The organism is Sphingomonas sp. YR710 (genome assembly GCF_900101455.1).
Lineage (GTDB): Bacteria > Pseudomonadota > Alphaproteobacteria > Sphingomonadales > Sphingomonadaceae > Rhizorhabdus.
Genome location: NZ_FMZJ01000003.1, coordinates 173,646 through 188,312, shown reverse-complemented (window position 1 = coordinate 188,312; position 14,667 = coordinate 173,646). Strand labels below are relative to the sequence as shown.

Genomic DNA, 14,667 nt, shown 5'->3' with positions numbered 1-14,667 from the left:
TAGGTTTGGCGGCACGTTGGCTGACAAGGTATTGTTGCTCTGGGGAGGTGGCGCGTCCCGCCGGCGGAAGATCTTTACGATGCCAGAGCGGAAGCGGTCGCTATTCTGCGCGAAGAAGCCTTATATTACTGATCGCACAGCAGCCTCCGTCCAAATCGCTTGCCATCCACAGCGCGCCTAGCTTTAAGTCGGGGGGATCATGACGGGGGATGAAATGGACGAACAGGTAATTCTTCTTACGAGCATTCGTGACATCCTGACCCGCATCGAGCGCGTCCTGGAAAAGATCGAAGCGAATGGCGGCGCCGCTGCCGCGCCCCAGACGGCTGCTGCACCCGCGCCGTCGGCGCCCGCCGCCGGCGGCACGCCGGCCGGCGGATCGAAATGGCGGTCGCGCTGACGATCCGGCTCCGGCCCGATGGGGCTTGAGGCCAACTGCACTTGCCGGATGGCAGATGGCTCCGCCGAGGTTCGCGCGCTGCTCGAATCACGCGAACTGATCCTGCGCGGCGGTATCCGGCGGACGATCCCGATTGCGGCGATCGCCGATCTGCGCGCCGAGGGCGGGGCGCTCTCCTTCCGCGTCGGCGGTGAGGCGATTGTGCTGGAGCTTGGCGAGAATGTCGCGGCGCGATGGGCGAAGAAGATCGCGACTCCGCCGCCGTCGCTCGCGCACAAGCTGGGTCTCGGGGCGGCGGCGAAGGTCTGGGTGATCGGCGCGGTCGACGATCCCGCGCTGATCGCGGCGCTGGGCGGAAATCGGGCGGACGGGCCGGCGGATGCGGCGCTCGCGCTCGCGGTGGTCGGCGATAGCGGGGCGCTCGATCGCGCGCTGGCGGCTTATGAAGCGGCGCGTATTTCCGGGCCGGTCTGGATCGTCCATGGCAAGGGGCCGCGCGCATCGATCGGCGACGGCGCGGTGCGCGCGTATATGCGGGCGGCGGGCTTCAAGGACAACAAGGTATCCGCCGTTTCCGATGCGCTGTCGGCGACGCGTTATGCCCGCGCGAAGGCGGTTGGCTGAGCGGTCCGCCGCGCCGGTCGGCGGGGATCTGAATCGCGCCGTTTGAAATCGCGCCGTTTGAACATCCGCGAAAATCGGCTATCGACCCGCCAATGTCATCGGTTCCGATATTTCGCCGCTCGAGCCCGTCATCTTCTGGCGAGGGCAGGGCGGGCATCATCGATATCGGCTCCAATTCGATCCGCCTCGTCATTTATGATGGCCCGGCGCGGATTCCGGCGATCCTGTTCAACGAAAAGGTGATGGCGGGCCTGGGCAAGGGCGTTTCGCGCGACGGGATGATCGATCCGCAGGCGATCGAACGCGCGCTGGTGTCGCTCGCCCGCTTTCAGCGACTGTCCGAGCAGATGGGGGTGCCGCATCCACGCACCGTGGCCACCGCGGCCGTGCGCGAGGCCTCCAATGGCCGCATGTTCCTCGATCGCGTGCTCGATCTGGGGCTGCAACCCGAATTGCTGTCCGGCGAGGATGAGGCGCGGAGCGCGGGCCTCGGCGTGCTCGCGGCGATTCCCGAAGCGGATGGCATCGTCGGCGATCTGGGCGGCGGCAGCCTGGAACTGGTGCGGATCGGCCAGGGCGTGGTGCACGAGACGAGCTCGTTTCCGCTCGGCGTGCTGCGGCTCGATGCGATGAAGGCGAAGGGGCCGCGCGCGATGGGCGCGGTGGTGGCCAAGGCGCTGAAGAAAAGCGGCTGGGTAGGGCGCGGCAAGGGCCTGCCCTTCTATATGGTCGGCGGATCGTGGCGATCGCTCGCGCGTGTCGATATGCACCTCAACGATTATCCGCTGCCGATCCTCCACCATTATCGGATGGAGCAGGCCAATGCCCAGCATCTGGTGCGGGTGCTCGCGCAGCTCGATCGCAAAAGGCTGCGCGACGTGGCGGGGCTTTCGGGTTCGCGCATTCCGATGCTCAAGCATGGCGCGGCCCTGCTCTCGCACGTTACCCGCCATCTGGGGGCGAGCGAGCTGATCATATCGGCTTATGGGCTGCGCGAAGGGCTGCTCTATGGCGGGCTGACCGAATTCCTGCGCGCGCAGCATCCGCTGATCGCCGCCACGCGCGAGGAAGGGCGCCGGCAGGGGCGGTTCGTCGAACATGGCGATCTGCTCGATCGCTGGATCGCGCCGTTGTTCGCGGGGGAGAGTGCGGCCGATGCGCTGCTGCGGCATGCGTCCTGCCTGCTTGCCGATGTCGGCTGGCGTGCCCATCCCGAATTTCGCGCCGAACGCGGGCTCGATACCGCGCTCCACGGCAATTGGGTCGGGGTCGATGCGCGCGGCCGCGCGATGATGGCGCATGCGCTCTATGTCAGTTTCGCCGGGCCGGGCGTGGACCCGATCGTCGAGCGGCTCTGCTCGCCCGAGGATCGCGCGATGGCCGAACGCTGGGGGCTGGCGATTCGCCTCGGCCAGCGGTTGAGCGGCGGCGTGGCGGATGCGCTGGTCGCCAGCCATGTCGCGATCGATGCGGCGAACCTCACGCTCGGGCTGGAGCCCGACAATCTCACGCTTTATGGCGAGGCGGTCGAGCGGCGGCTGAAGATCCTGGCTGCGGCCTTCGGCCGGGCGCCGAAGCTGACGACGCGGGGGTAGGGGGCGACCCTCCAATTCCTCCCCGGAACGGGGAGGGGGACCGCCGAAGGCGGTGGAGGGGGCGGTGGCGCAGCCGCCGCTGTTGCGGCGCCCCTCCACCATCCTGCGGATGGTCCCCCTCCCCGAGCAAGCTCGAGGAGGAATTGAGGTAGATCGAATGCGTAAATGCCGCAGTCTTATGGCGGCTTTTCACGCCACCGATCGTTCGGCCTCGGAAACCGAGCGCAGCCGCGCGGCATCGCGGACCGGCGGCTCGCCGAACAGCCGGCGATATTCGCGGCTGAATTGGGACGGGCTTTCATATCCCACGCTGAAGCCCGCGGTGGCGGCATCGGCATGGCTGGCCAGGATCAGGCGGCGTGCCTCCTGCAACCGGATCTGCTTTTGATATTGCAGCGGGCTCATCGATGTCACCGCGCGGAAATGGTGGTGGAGCGATGACGGGCTCATCCGCGCCGCCTCGGCCACGCTTTCGATGCGGAATGGCGCCTTGTAATGGCGCTTGATCCAGCCGATCGCGCGGTTGATCTGCGACAGCCGGCTGTCGGCCATCGCGATCTGGCGGAGCATTCCGCTCTGCGGCCCCTGTAGCAGCCGATAGAGGATTTCGCGTTCGGCCAGCGGCGCGAGCATCGCGATATCGTCGGGCCGCGCAACCAGCCGCACCATCCGCAGGATCGGATCGATCAGCTCGGTCGTCAGCGGGCTCAGCGTCAGCCCGGCCGCGGGTGGCCCCGCGGCCAACGCCGGCATCTCCAGCAGCATCGCCGACAGCATCGCGGGATCCAGCGTCAGCCGGAAGCCGAGAAAGGGCTTGTCCGCGCTGGCTTCGATCACCCCGCCCAGGATCGGCAGGTCGACCGAGACGATCAGATATTGGGCGCCATCATAAATATAGCGCTGATTGCCGAGCATCGCCTGTTTGCGGCCCTGCACAACGACGCAGAGCGCCGGTTCATAGACCGTGCGGATCGGCGTGGTGGGGGCCGTGACGCGCGACAGCGAGACGCGCGGAATGATGGTGGGCGTATTGCCCTCCCCGCTGAATCGTCCAATCAGCGACTGCAGCTCGGCCAGCGAGGATTCGGCACTTTCCATGGCAATATGATGAAAGCTGGGCACCGCCTGCGCAAGTCGATTGGGTGCGGATTCGTGGCGACTTGCAGGATCGTGCAAGGACTGCGGAGCATCGGGCTATCGGGTTCGCGACCATAGCCGGCATATTCGAAGCTCAGCCACATCCCCGAACAGGAGAATGATCATGCCGCACAGCACCGTGATCGCCATTTTTCGCGCTCGCCCCGGTTGCGCCGACGCGCTGGGGGCGCAGCTCGATCGCCTGGGTGCGATCGGTCGTGCCGGGCCGGGGTGCCAGAATTGTGCCGTGCGCCGGGCCGACGGGGATCCGGCGACCTGGCTGCTCCATGCGCGCTGGCGCAGCCCCGATGATGCCGCCGCTTTCTTCCGCGCGCCGGCGGTGGGCGATGTCGTCGACGATCTCGCTCCGCTGATCGCGGGCGATATCGGGCTGGCGAGCTTCGTCGAGGAGGGGGCCTATCCCCGGCTGGCCGCCTGAGCCGGGTTTTGCGGGAGGCGCGCGAAAAGATCGCGGGCTCCCTTCAAATGCTTGACGCAATCTGGCCGCTGGGCAACCCTGCGGCCGAAGGAGAGCAGCAAGCATGTTCAGTCACATCACGATCGGCAGCAACGACATCGCCCGATCCAAAATCTTTTATGACGCGCTATTGGGTGCGATGGGCGGCAAGCCCGCGATCGAGGATGGCAAAGGCCGCCTGATCTATCTGCACAAGGGCGGCATGCTGTTGGTCACCAAGCCGATCGACGGCAATCCGGCGACGATCAGCAATGGCGGCACGATCGGCTTCGCGGTGGAGAGCCCGCAGCAGGCCGATGCCTGGCATAAGGCGGGCGTCGAAAGCGGCGGCACGGCGATCGAGGATGCCCCCGGCGTGCGCCCTGGCCCTCCCGCGCTGTACCTAGCCTATCTGCGCGATCCGGACGGCCATAAGCTGTGTGCGCTGTACGCGATGCCGAAGGGATAAGGCTGGATCGCCGCACGGTTGACGCGGATTGCGTGCGCCACAGCCATTCCCTGCTTTAGAATTGACCAGCCAGATGACATCATCTGGCTGGTCATCCTCCCGCCAAAGCGCCGATCCGTCTCACGTCAGATAGGCGTGGACGATGGCGACAAGCTCTTCGGCTGCCTGGGTGCGCGGATCGTCGCGCGGGGCATCCGGATCGAGCATATGCTCGCGGATATGATCCTCGATCACCTCGGCGATAAATCCGTCCAGCGCCCCCCTGCACGATGTCGCCTGCTGCAATACGCGCGCGCATTCGGTGTCGGCTTCCACAGCACGTTCGATCGCTTCTAGTTGCCCGCGCAGCCTTTTCAACCGGTTGAGCAGCTTCTGCTTTTCCTTCGCGACGTGGCTCATCTTCCCGCTCATCTGATACCTTGATAATATACCCCCCTAGGGTATATGGCGCGATGTGTCGAGTCGCCGGTGGCGGCCCGATAAGACCCTCGACCCGCGTCTGGAAAAACAATGAACAGCCGATCTAGCCCCCCGACCGACGAAGGCGACAGTAGAGGCATAGCCTCGCTGCCGATCATCGCCGGTCTATGCCGGGCCCGGAAGAGGCCGTTGTTCGAAGGTCGGCCGGCAGGCTGATTGCGGGCGGCACCTTCGGGGTTCGGTTCAACCGAGTTCCGATAAGGATTCCGCCATGCCCCTGATCCCGAACGCACTTCTTTGTCCGAGCCAGCCTGTTGTCAGGGGCTCGTGCATGCCCAGCATCGATATTCGCTTTGTCATGGTTCGGCGCTAGGGCGACGAAAAAGGGGCATTCGATGCGCATCTGGATATTTTCCGGCCTGGCGGTGCTTGGCCTGGCAGCCGCCATGGCTCCCGCATTTGCGCAGGAAGCCGCTCAGCCGAAAGACGCGGCACAGGATTGGGCGCTGCATGCGCAGGCGACATTCGTCACACAGGGCGTGTTCGGTTTCCGCTCGCCTTATGCGGGGCCGAACAGCCTGACGCCGCGCCAGACGAAAGAGACGTTCGATACGACGCTCTATGTAGGTGTCCGGCCATGGGCGGGCGCGGAACTATGGGCAAATCCCGAGGTCGATCAGGGCTTCGGGCTGTCGAACACGCTGGGCGCCGCCGGCTTTCCGAGCGCGGAAGCCTATAAGGTCGGCAAGTCCAGCCCCTATGTCCGGCTCCAGCGGCTGTTCTTTCGCCAGACGATCGACCTCGACGGCGAGGATCAGGAGGTTGCGGCGGCCGCCAACCAGCTCGCCGGTCATCAGGCCGCCGATCGGCTGGTGCTGACTGTCGGCAAGCTCGGCATCGGCGATGTTTTCGACACCAATCGTTTTGCGCATGATCCGCGCGGCGATTTCCTCAACTGGTCGATCGTCGATGCGGGCAGCTTCGATTATGCCGCCGATGCCTGGGGCTATTCCTATGGCGTCGCAGCCGAATGGTATCGGGGGCCATGGGCGCTGCGGCTGGGTGGGTTCAATCTTTCCAAAGTGCCTAATGGCGAGACGCTGGAGACGGATTTCCGCCAGTATCAACTCGTCGGCGAGATCGAGCATCGCCACAGGATCGGCGGCCGGCAGGGGGCGGTGCGACTCACGGTGTTCCGCAATCGTGGCAATTTCGGGCGGTTCGACGATGCCATCGCGCTGGCCGGGGTAACGGGTGCGCCGGCCGATACGGGCCTCGTCCGACGCCGGACGACGCGGTTGGGCGGCGATATCAACATCGAACAGGATGTGAGCGACACAGTCGGCGTGTTCGCACGCGCCGGCATCGTCGACGGCGCGATCGAACCTTATGATTTCACCGACATCGATCGCACGGTGGCGGTTGGCGGCGCGATCAAGGGCAAAGGCTGGGGCCGTGCCGACGATAGCATCGGCTTCGCTGCGGTCGCCAACGCGATTTCCCGGTCGCACGAGCGTTATCTGGACGCGGGCGGGATCGGCGTGCTGGTCGGCGACGGCAAGCTTCCCCATCCCGGTGCCGAAATGATCGCCGAGGCCTATTATGACTGGCAGCCGCTGCGCGGCATCAACGTGACGGCCGATTACCAGTTCATCGCCCACCCTGCTTACAATCGCGATCGCGGGCCCGCGAATGTGCTGGCGCTGCGTCTGCACGGCGCCTTTTGAGCATGATCCGGGTACTGTTTCATTCGCATGCTGCCACGTCCCGCGCAGGAGGCGCGCGATGAGCCCGGAGAAACATCCGATCCGCGTCTTGCCGGCATTCTCACGGATGATGCGGTTGACCCGGCCCAATCGGGCCGATGCGATTGCCTTCATCATCCTGGCCGGCCTGGCTTTGCTGGTGTTCCGCGGCGCGGAGGGCGCGGTCGAGCCGCTGGCGCGGCCGCATCTCGAGCCGGTGACGCTCGATCCGATGCTGCTGCCTTATTATGCGCTGCGCACTGTACTGCGGATGTTCGCGGCGCTTGCGGCCTCGACGGTCTTCACCCTCGTGGTGGCAACGCTGGCCGCGCGGAGCCGCCATGCCGGGCAGATCATCGTGCCCGCGCTCGATATTCTCCAGTCGGTGCCGATTCTGGGCTTTCTGACGTTCACGGTCACCTTCTTCATGGGGCTGTTTCCGGGCAATATCCTCGGTGTCGAACTGGCGGCGGTGTTTGCGATCTTTACCAGCCAGGCTTGGAACATGGCGTTCAGCTTCTATCAGTCGCTGCGGTCGATCCCGAGCGATCTCGAGGAAGTGAGTCAAAGCTTCGCGCTGTCGCCGATCCGGCGTTTCCTGCGTCTCGACCTGCCGTTCGCGACCCCGGCGCTGGTGTGGAACGCGATGATGTCGATGTCGGGGGGATGGTTCTTCGTCGTCGCCTCCGAAGCGATCACGGTCGGCAATACCACGGTTACCCTGCCGGGCATCGGATCATGGCTGGCGCTGGCGATCGAGCGGCAGGATTTTCGGGCGATCGGCCTGGCGGTGGCGATGATGGCGGCGGTGATCCTCCTTTATGATCAGCTCTTCTTCCGGCCGGTCGTCGCCTGGGCCGATCGCTTCCGTTTCGAACAGACCGCCAGCAGCGATCGGCCGGGCTCCTGGGTCTATGATCTGCTGCGCGGGACCCGCCTGCTGCCGGTGCTGTTCGCGCCGATCGCCGGGATCGGTCGGGTGCTGCTCGCGCTCGATCCGGGCGCGCGGCGGGTGCGGGCTGTGCGCGGCACGAAGGCGAATCCGCTCGTCGAGCGGTTGTGGCAGGTCGCCGTCGTGCTGGCTGTCGGGGCCGCGTTCTGGTGGTCGGCGCGCTATGTCCTGGCGGCATTGGGCTTCGGCGATATCGTTCAGGTGTTCGGCCTCGCCGGGCTGACGATGGTGCGCGTGATCGTGCTGATCGCGCTGGCAAGCCTGATCTGGGTACCGGTCGGCGTGTGGATCGGGCTCAACCCGGTCTGGGCCCAGCGGTTGCAGCCGGTGGCGCAGTTTCTCGCTGCTTTTCCGGCCAATGTGCTGTTTCCCTTCGCGGTGATCCTGATCGTCCGCTGGAATCTGAACCCCGATATCTGGTTGTCGCCGCTGATGATCCTCGGCACGCAATGGTATATCCTGTTCAACGTCATCGCCGGCGCCAGCGCGATTCCCAACGATCTGCGCGAGGCGGCCGGCATGTTCGGGGTCACCGGCTGGCAATGGTGGCGGCAGGTCGCGCTTCCGGGGGTCTTTCCTTATTATGTCACTGGCGCGCTCACCGCGAGCGGCGGTTCGTGGAACGCCGCGATCGTGGCGGAGGCGGTATCCTGGGGTGACCGCCATCTCGAGGCGCACGGCCTTGGCACCTATATCGCGCGGGCAACGACGGCCGGCGATTATCCGCGCGTCGCGCTGGGCATCGCGGTCATGTCGCTGTTCGTGCTCGGTTTCAACCGGCTGGTGTGGCGACCGATGTACGCCTTCGCCGAACGCCGCCTTCGCCTCGCCTGATCCACCTCGTCCGGGACACATCTGATATGGCCACCATCCTTGCCCCCCGTCCGCTCGTCGAGGTCGAAGCGCTGCGTCATTATTATGGCGCGGCGGCCGGTGGCCATCTGGTGCTCGACGACGTCAATCTGACGCTCAACGAGAATGAGATTGTCGGCCTGCTCGGCCGTTCCGGTTCGGGCAAGTCGACCCTGCTGCGTTCGATCGCCGGCCTCATCCATCCGCGCGAGGGCGATATCCGCTTCACCCCGGACAAGGCCGGGACGGCGCCGACGGTCAGCATGGTGTTTCAGACCTTCGCACTCTTTCCGTGGCTCACCGTGCTGCAAAATGTCGAACTGGGGCTGGAGGCGCAGAAGGTCCCCGCCGAGGAACGGCGCGTCCGCGCGCTGGCCGCGATCGATCTGATCGGGCTCGACGGTTTTGAAAATGCCTATCCCAAGGAATTGTCCGGCGGGATGCGGCAACGTGTGGGTCTTGCCCGCGCGATCGTAGTCAATCCGTCGCTGCTGCTGATGGATGAACCTTTCTCCGCGCTCGACGTGCTCACGGCCGAAACCTTGCGGACCGATCTGCTCGATCTGTGGTCGGAGGGGCGGATGCCGATCCGGTCGATCCTGATCGTCACGCACAATATCGAGGAAGCGGTGCTGATGTGCGACCGCATCCTCGTTTTCTCGTCGAACCCGGGCCGTGTGGTGGCGGAAATCAAGGTTGATCTGCCGCAGCCGCGTGACCGCCTCGATCCGCCGTTTCGCGCGCTCGTCGACGATATCTATGCCCGCATGACCGCCCGGCCGGCGCCGGCACTGCCCACGCGCGACGGCTTGTTCCCGGGAACCGGGATCGCGATGGTGCTCCCGCGCGTTTCGACCAACACCCTCGCCGGCCTGATCGAAGAGGTGGACGCAGCCCCGTTCGAGGGCCGCGCGAGCATGGCTGAACTGGCCGATTCGCTTCAGCTCGAGATCGATGATCTGTTTCCGATGGCGGAAACGCTGCAACTGTTGCGCTTCGCCGAGTTGCAGGGCGCCGATATCCAACTGACCCAGGCCGCGCGCCATTATGCCGTGGCCGATGTCGATCAGCGCAAGGCGATGTTCGCGCAGGCCTTGCTTGCTTATGTTCCATTGGTCCAGCACATCCGCCGCATCCTCGACGAACGGGCGAACCACATGGCCCCCGCGCGTCGTTTCCGCGACGAGTTGGAAGATCATATGTCGCCGGAATATGCCGATGAGACGTTGCGCACTGTGACGCTCTGGGGCCGCTATGCCGAAATCTTCGCTTATGACGAAGATAGCGACAAATTCAGTCTTGAAGACCCCGAATGATCCGCGATGTGGTGATCACAGGCGCGCTATGGCTGGCGGCGCTGTGGCTGCTGTACCGGCTTCATGGCGGGGGCCGCCGGCGCCGATAAACATCGGCATTAAGGGGTTGGCAGGTCCTCCCGATAGGTGCCCGCTTTCATCGCGATTGGCCTGGCGGTCGGATAGAATTGCACGAAGGTGGTATCGACCGTGCCGTGCGCCTGATGGCAGGCATAGCATTGCGCATCATAGGGGACCAGCTTGGCAGGCTTGCTCCCCTCCGCCTGGAAGAACCCCCATCCGCCCTTGAAGCGGGCTTCGTCGCGGACATGAATTTCGAGGCCCATCACATCCCCGGTCTGATATTGGCCATGCTTGTTGATCGACCCGTGGCTGTTCGCGCCGCGGACTTCGAGCACCAGCATCGTCTTGTCGGGCCAGTGCCCCGTCTTCTTGAACGATGCCCATGATGCCGGATCGACGAACACATTGTCGAACATCGAATGGCCAGCCATCAATGCCTTCTCATTATAGCTCATGTCGATGCCGGCTTCGAGGAATACCCACTCGCGATAGTCGGCGGGCGGAACCAGTTCATTCCGGTCGGTAAAGAGCGGGCCGCCGGCCGCACCCGCCGCCCCGAGCAAGAACAGCAGGCACGGCGCGAGCAATTTAAGCCGTTGCGATATGGGCATGACTGTCTCCCTGATCTTGGTGGATCGCCGAGAAGCGACGGCGGTAATCTCCTGGCGACAGGCCGAAGCGTCGTTCGAAAGCGCGGCGGAACACGTCGCTGCTTGCGAAGCCGATGCTGTGGGCGACGCGCTCGATCGGCGCGTCTGATCCGGTCAGATGGTCGCGCGCCGCATCGAGCCGCAGCGCTTCCACCTTCTGCGCCGGACTGGTCCCGAATTGCTGCCGGAAGCGTCGGTTGAACTGACGCGCGCCGAGCCCGGCGCGGGCGGCGAGCGCCTCGACACCCAGATCCGCTTGCAGATGGGTGACCATCCATGCCGCCAGTTCGGCGAAGCGATCGCCGGCCTGCGCCTGGAACTGCAGTGGCTCCGAATATTGCTGCTGCCCGCCCGGCCGCTTGAGATAGACGACCAGATCGCGCGCGACCGCCAGCGCCAGCTTCGGGCCATAATCCTCCTCGATCAGCGCCAGCGCCAGATCGATCGCAGCGGTGATCCCGGCCGAACTGTAGATCGGCCCGTCCTTGATGAAGATCGCGTCGGGATCGACCGTCAGCGCCGGGAAACGCTTCGCGATATCGGTGGCAAAGCGCCAGTGCGTGGTGATGCGGCGGCCATCGGCCAGTCCCGAGGGGGCGAGCCCATAGCTTCCCGTGCAGATCGAGACGATCCGCCGCAGCGACGGTGCGTGCCGGCACAGCGCGCTTGCCACCGCGTCTGCAACGCCGTCACGCCGCAAGCCTTCGCCCCCCGGCAAGATCAAGGTGTCGATCGGTCCCGCATCGTCGAGCGCGCAATTGGGCACGATCCGCAGGCCGGCCTCGCTCGCGAAGCCGCGTCCGTCGAGGCTGGTCACGATCGTGCGATAGCTGCCCGGCCGAATGCCATTGGCCGACCCGAACGCATCCAGCGGGCCGGTCAGGTCGAGCGTCTGCACCCCGTGATATCCGAGCAGCGCAATCGTGACGGCAGATTCGGCCATGAATTCCTCCCTGCGGCTGTCTTACGCCGAGGGATGGGTGTCTGATATGCCATTCATCCGATGATTTCGGACGGCGGCGGCCGCTCTAGCGTTCGAGCAAATCGCGATACTGGCGTGGCTGCGACCGCAAATATTGCGGCGGAGCCTTCACCCTTGCCCCGAGATGGGCGGCGGCGTGCCATGGCCAGCGGGGATTGTAGAGCATGGCGCGGGCCAGAGCGATCAGATCGGCATCGCCGGTGCCGACGATCGCTTCGGCCTGTTCATATTCGGTGATCAGCCCGACGGCGATCACGGGCTTGGTCGTGGCCTGCTTCACCGCGCGGGCGAGCGGAACCTGGTAATTGGGGCCGATAGGGATCGCCTGATTAGCGGCCAGGCCACCACTCGACACATGGACGGCATCGCAACCGCGCGCCTCGAGGGCCTGTGCGAACGCGACGGTCTGTTCGATGTCCCAGCCGCCCGGCACCCAGTCAGTGCCCGAGACGCGCATGGTGACCGGCCGATCGGCGGGAAAGGCGGCGCGCACCGCATCAAAGATCTCCAGCGGAAAGCGCATCCGGTTCTCCAGGCTCCCGCCATAATCGTCGTCGCGGTGGTTGGAGAGCGGCGACAGAAATTCGTGGAGCAGATAGCCATGCGCGCCATGAACCTCGATCAGGTCCAGTCCCATGCGCGCCGCCCGGTGCGCGGCGGCGGCAAAGGCGTCGCGGATCGTGGCAAGGCCGGCGACATCGAGCGCGATCGGCGGATTTTCGGTCGGCAGGAACGGGACGGAGGACGGCGCTACCGTCTGCCAGCCATTGGCGGCATTGGGCGCGATCTGGCCGCCCCCGTTCCACGGTAAGCCGCAAGATGCCTTGCGGCCGGCATGGGCAAGTTGGAGCCCGATCTTGATATCCGAATAGCGCCGTACGATTTCGATCGCACGGGCCATGGCGCCCTCATTTGCGTCCGAATAGAGGCCCGAATCGGCGTAGCTGATCCGCCCTTCGGGAAGCACTGCGGTGGCCTCGATTATCAACATCGCAGCGCCGGACAGTCCAAGCTGTCCCAGATGGACGTGATGCCAGTCGGTCAGGCAGCCGTCCTCGGCCGAATATTGGCACATCGGCGCGATGACGATGCGGTTGCGCAGTTCGAGTTCGCCGATCCTGAATGGGCTGAACAGTATCGGTCCGGTGCTCATCGCAATTCCTTCGGGTTCGGTGTCGTGCGGAACGGCGGCTTTCTGCCAGCGTGGCGATGATCGGGCAATCCGGCACCCGCATATTGCCGATGCGATTTGATTTTTGCCGTCCGGCGTGGAAGGCAAAGCCCATGAGCGAATTTATCCAGCAGCGATTCATCGCACCCGATGGCCTGATCCTGGTTGGCGATGTCGGCGGTCCGCCCGATGCTCCCGCCGTCATTTTGCTCCACGGCGGTGGCCAGACGCGGCATAGCTGGGCGGGCGCGATGCGCCGCCTGGTGGCGGACGGCTATCATGTCGTCAATTATGATGCACGGGGCCATGGCGAGAGTGGCTGGTCGCCTGACGGAAACTATAGCTCCGGCGCAATGGCGGGGGATCTCCGCGCGGTGTTGGCATCGGTGAAGGGACCCGTGGCGTTGGTCGGCGCGTCGATGGGCGGCATGACCAGCTTCTATACGATCGGCAGTAGCGATCACCCGATCGCACAGGCGCTGGTGATGGTCGATATTGTCCTTCACCCCAGCCTGGAGGGCAGCAAGCATATCCAGGCGTTTATGACCGCGCATGATCATGGATTTGCGACGTTGGAGGAGGCTGCCGATGCCGTCGCCGCATACAATCCGGACCGACCGCGGCCCAAGGATCCCATTGGTCTGATGAAGAATCTGCGCCGGCGCGATGATGGACGGCTATACTGGCATTGGGATCCCCGCCTGCTGCAGACCCGGCCGAGCGCGGAGCCGCCGTCGTTCACGTCCGAGCTGGTGGCGGTCAGCCATAATGTCACGCTCCCAACCCTGTTGGTGCGCGGCGCCAAGAGCGATATCGTCGACGATGCCGGCGTCGCCGAAATGTGCCGGCTCGTACCGCAGACCGAGGTTTACGACGTTGCCGGTGCCGGGCACATGGTAGCAGGTGATCGCAACGACGCCTTCAATGAAGGGGTGATTGCCTTCCTCCACCGCCATCTGCCGCCGCGATGATCGTATTTGCATATTCGGACTCGCGATCCGATATGGCATGCTATGAACACCCTTGATGGCCCTCGCCTGTCGCCCGCCTCTGGCGGGGACGCCCGGCAGCTTGTTATCCTGCTCCATGGTTATGGATCGGATGGCGCCGATCTGATCGGTCTCGCTCCGTCGTTTCAGAGTATCCTGCCCGATGCGGCTTTCGTCGCACCTAATGCGCCGATGCGCTGCCCCGGTGCGGGCTACCAATGGTGGCCGCTGGCGACGTTCAGCATGGCCGAAAGGCTTGCCGGGGTGATGTCGGCCGCTCCTGTGCTCGACGCGTTCATCGATGCTGAACTGGCGCGATTTGGGTTGGATGAGGCCGATCTGCTGCTGGTCGGATTCAGCCAGGGCACGATGATGGCGCTGCACGTCGGCGTGCGGCGGGAAAAAGCGGTAGCCGGCATCATCGGCTTTTCGGGTGTGCTGATCGCACCGGAACGGCTGGCGGCGGAGGCGCGAAGCCATCCGCCGGTGCTGCTCGTCCATGGCGATGCGGATCCGGTCATACCGGTGCAGGCTTTGCAAAGCGCCAAAACGGCGCTGACAGCCGCCGGCTTTGCGGTCGAGAGCCACGTATCACCTGGTCTCGGGCACGGTATCGATCCAGCGGGACTGGCGCTGGCGAGTGGCTTTGCCCGGCGCGTGCTTGTTCGACAGGTCTGAAAAGGTCCGAATTTCTCGGCGTTTGCCGTTTTCCAAATTCTTCACCGAGCATCCCAAAAAAAATTTCGGCGTGATGGACCCAAGCTGCGATCGGAGCGTTTCCGGCGGGGGATAAGCTAACGCGCTGCTACGTTCTCATGACGAAAAGCGCTTCGGTTTGGGGGGAT

General features: G+C 64.9%; 15 protein-coding genes. 10 read left to right on the top strand and 5 right to left on the bottom strand.

The window, feature by feature from the left end:
- Positions 1-199: 199 nt before the first annotated feature.
- The 3 genes from BLS13_RS05510 (at position 200) to BLS13_RS05500 (ending at position 2,619) form a co-directional block, all read left to right on the top strand.
- Positions 200-400: a hypothetical protein gene (locus tag BLS13_RS05510; protein WP_143011875.1), complete on the top strand. Its 201-nt coding sequence runs from the start codon at positions 200-202 to the stop codon at positions 398-400.
- A 48-nt stretch (positions 401-448) separates the two neighbouring features.
- A complete protein-coding gene (locus BLS13_RS05505) occupies positions 449-1,024 on the top strand; it encodes a hypothetical protein (RefSeq protein ID WP_093450439.1) in 576 nt (191 codons plus the stop codon).
- 92 nt (positions 1,025-1,116) lie between these two features.
- A complete protein-coding gene (locus BLS13_RS05500; protein WP_093450438.1) occupies positions 1,117-2,619 on the top strand; it encodes a Ppx/GppA family phosphatase in 1,503 nt (500 codons plus the stop codon).
- Between the two features lie 189 nt (positions 2,620-2,808).
- Here BLS13_RS05500 and BLS13_RS05495 read toward each other — a convergent pair whose 3' ends face one another.
- Positions 2,809-3,717 (bottom strand): AraC family transcriptional regulator, encoded by a 909-nt coding sequence (locus tag BLS13_RS05495; protein ID WP_093450436.1) that lies wholly within the window; start codon positions 3,715-3,717, stop codon positions 2,809-2,811.
- A 163-nt stretch (positions 3,718-3,880) separates the two neighbouring features.
- Here BLS13_RS05495 and BLS13_RS05490 point away from each other — a divergent pair, with 163 nt between their 5' ends.
- Together BLS13_RS05490 and BLS13_RS05485 are read left to right on the top strand one after the other, a co-directional pair.
- The gene (locus BLS13_RS05490; protein ID WP_176943443.1) at positions 3,881-4,195 is read left to right on the top strand and encodes a putative quinol monooxygenase; all 315 of its coding nucleotides are present in this window, start codon (positions 3,881-3,883) and stop codon (positions 4,193-4,195) included.
- A 103-nt stretch (positions 4,196-4,298) separates the two neighbouring features.
- A complete protein-coding gene (locus BLS13_RS05485) occupies positions 4,299-4,682 on the top strand; it encodes a VOC family protein (protein WP_093450433.1) in 384 nt (127 codons plus the stop codon).
- 120 nt (positions 4,683-4,802) lie between these two features.
- Here the strand turns inward: BLS13_RS05485 and BLS13_RS05480 are convergent, their stop codons facing one another.
- On the bottom strand, positions 4,803-5,081 hold the full coding sequence (locus BLS13_RS05480; protein WP_093450672.1) for a metal/formaldehyde-sensitive transcriptional repressor: 279 nt from the start codon (positions 5,079-5,081) through the stop codon (positions 4,803-4,805).
- A 416-nt stretch (positions 5,082-5,497) separates the two neighbouring features.
- Here BLS13_RS05480 and BLS13_RS05475 point away from each other — a divergent pair, with 416 nt between their 5' ends.
- From BLS13_RS05475 to BLS13_RS05465, 3 genes are read left to right on the top strand one after another with little or no spacing between them, the layout of a single operon-like run.
- Positions 5,498-6,829, top strand: a complete 1,332-nt coding sequence (locus tag BLS13_RS05475) for a carbohydrate porin (RefSeq protein ID WP_093450431.1) — start codon at positions 5,498-5,500, stop codon at positions 6,827-6,829.
- A 58-nt stretch (positions 6,830-6,887) separates the two neighbouring features.
- Positions 6,888-8,633, top strand: a complete 1,746-nt coding sequence (locus BLS13_RS05470; RefSeq protein WP_093450429.1) for an ABC transporter permease — start codon at positions 6,888-6,890, stop codon at positions 8,631-8,633.
- A gap of 26 nt (positions 8,634-8,659) precedes the next feature.
- Positions 8,660-9,967 (top strand): ABC transporter ATP-binding protein, encoded by a 1,308-nt coding sequence (locus BLS13_RS05465; RefSeq protein ID WP_093450427.1) that lies wholly within the window; start codon positions 8,660-8,662, stop codon positions 9,965-9,967.
- Positions 9,968-10,065: 98 nt separating this feature from the next.
- Here BLS13_RS05465 and BLS13_RS05460 read toward each other — a convergent pair whose 3' ends face one another.
- The 3 genes from BLS13_RS05460 to BLS13_RS05450 form a co-directional block, all read right to left on the bottom strand.
- Positions 10,066-10,641, bottom strand: a complete 576-nt coding sequence (locus BLS13_RS05460) for a cytochrome P460 family protein (RefSeq protein ID WP_093450425.1) — start codon at positions 10,639-10,641, stop codon at positions 10,066-10,068.
- A complete protein-coding gene (locus BLS13_RS05455; RefSeq protein WP_218123235.1) occupies positions 10,619-11,623 on the bottom strand; it encodes a GlxA family transcriptional regulator in 1,005 nt (334 codons plus the stop codon). The genes BLS13_RS05460 and BLS13_RS05455 overlap by 23 nt, the downstream gene beginning before the upstream one ends.
- 85 nt (positions 11,624-11,708) lie before the next feature.
- The gene (locus BLS13_RS05450; protein WP_093450424.1) at positions 11,709-12,815 is read right to left on the bottom strand and encodes an NADH:flavin oxidoreductase/NADH oxidase; all 1,107 of its coding nucleotides are present in this window, start codon (positions 12,813-12,815) and stop codon (positions 11,709-11,711) included.
- Between the two features lie 131 nt (positions 12,816-12,946).
- Here BLS13_RS05450 and BLS13_RS05445 point away from each other — a divergent pair, with 131 nt between their 5' ends.
- Positions 12,947-13,804: an alpha/beta fold hydrolase gene (locus BLS13_RS05445; RefSeq protein WP_093450666.1), complete on the top strand. Its 858-nt coding sequence runs from the start codon at positions 12,947-12,949 to the stop codon at positions 13,802-13,804.
- A gap of 42 nt (positions 13,805-13,846) precedes the next feature.
- The gene (locus BLS13_RS05440; RefSeq protein WP_093450422.1) at positions 13,847-14,500 is read left to right on the top strand and encodes an alpha/beta hydrolase; all 654 of its coding nucleotides are present in this window, start codon (positions 13,847-13,849) and stop codon (positions 14,498-14,500) included.
- The last annotated feature ends 167 nt before the right edge of the window (positions 14,501-14,667 follow it).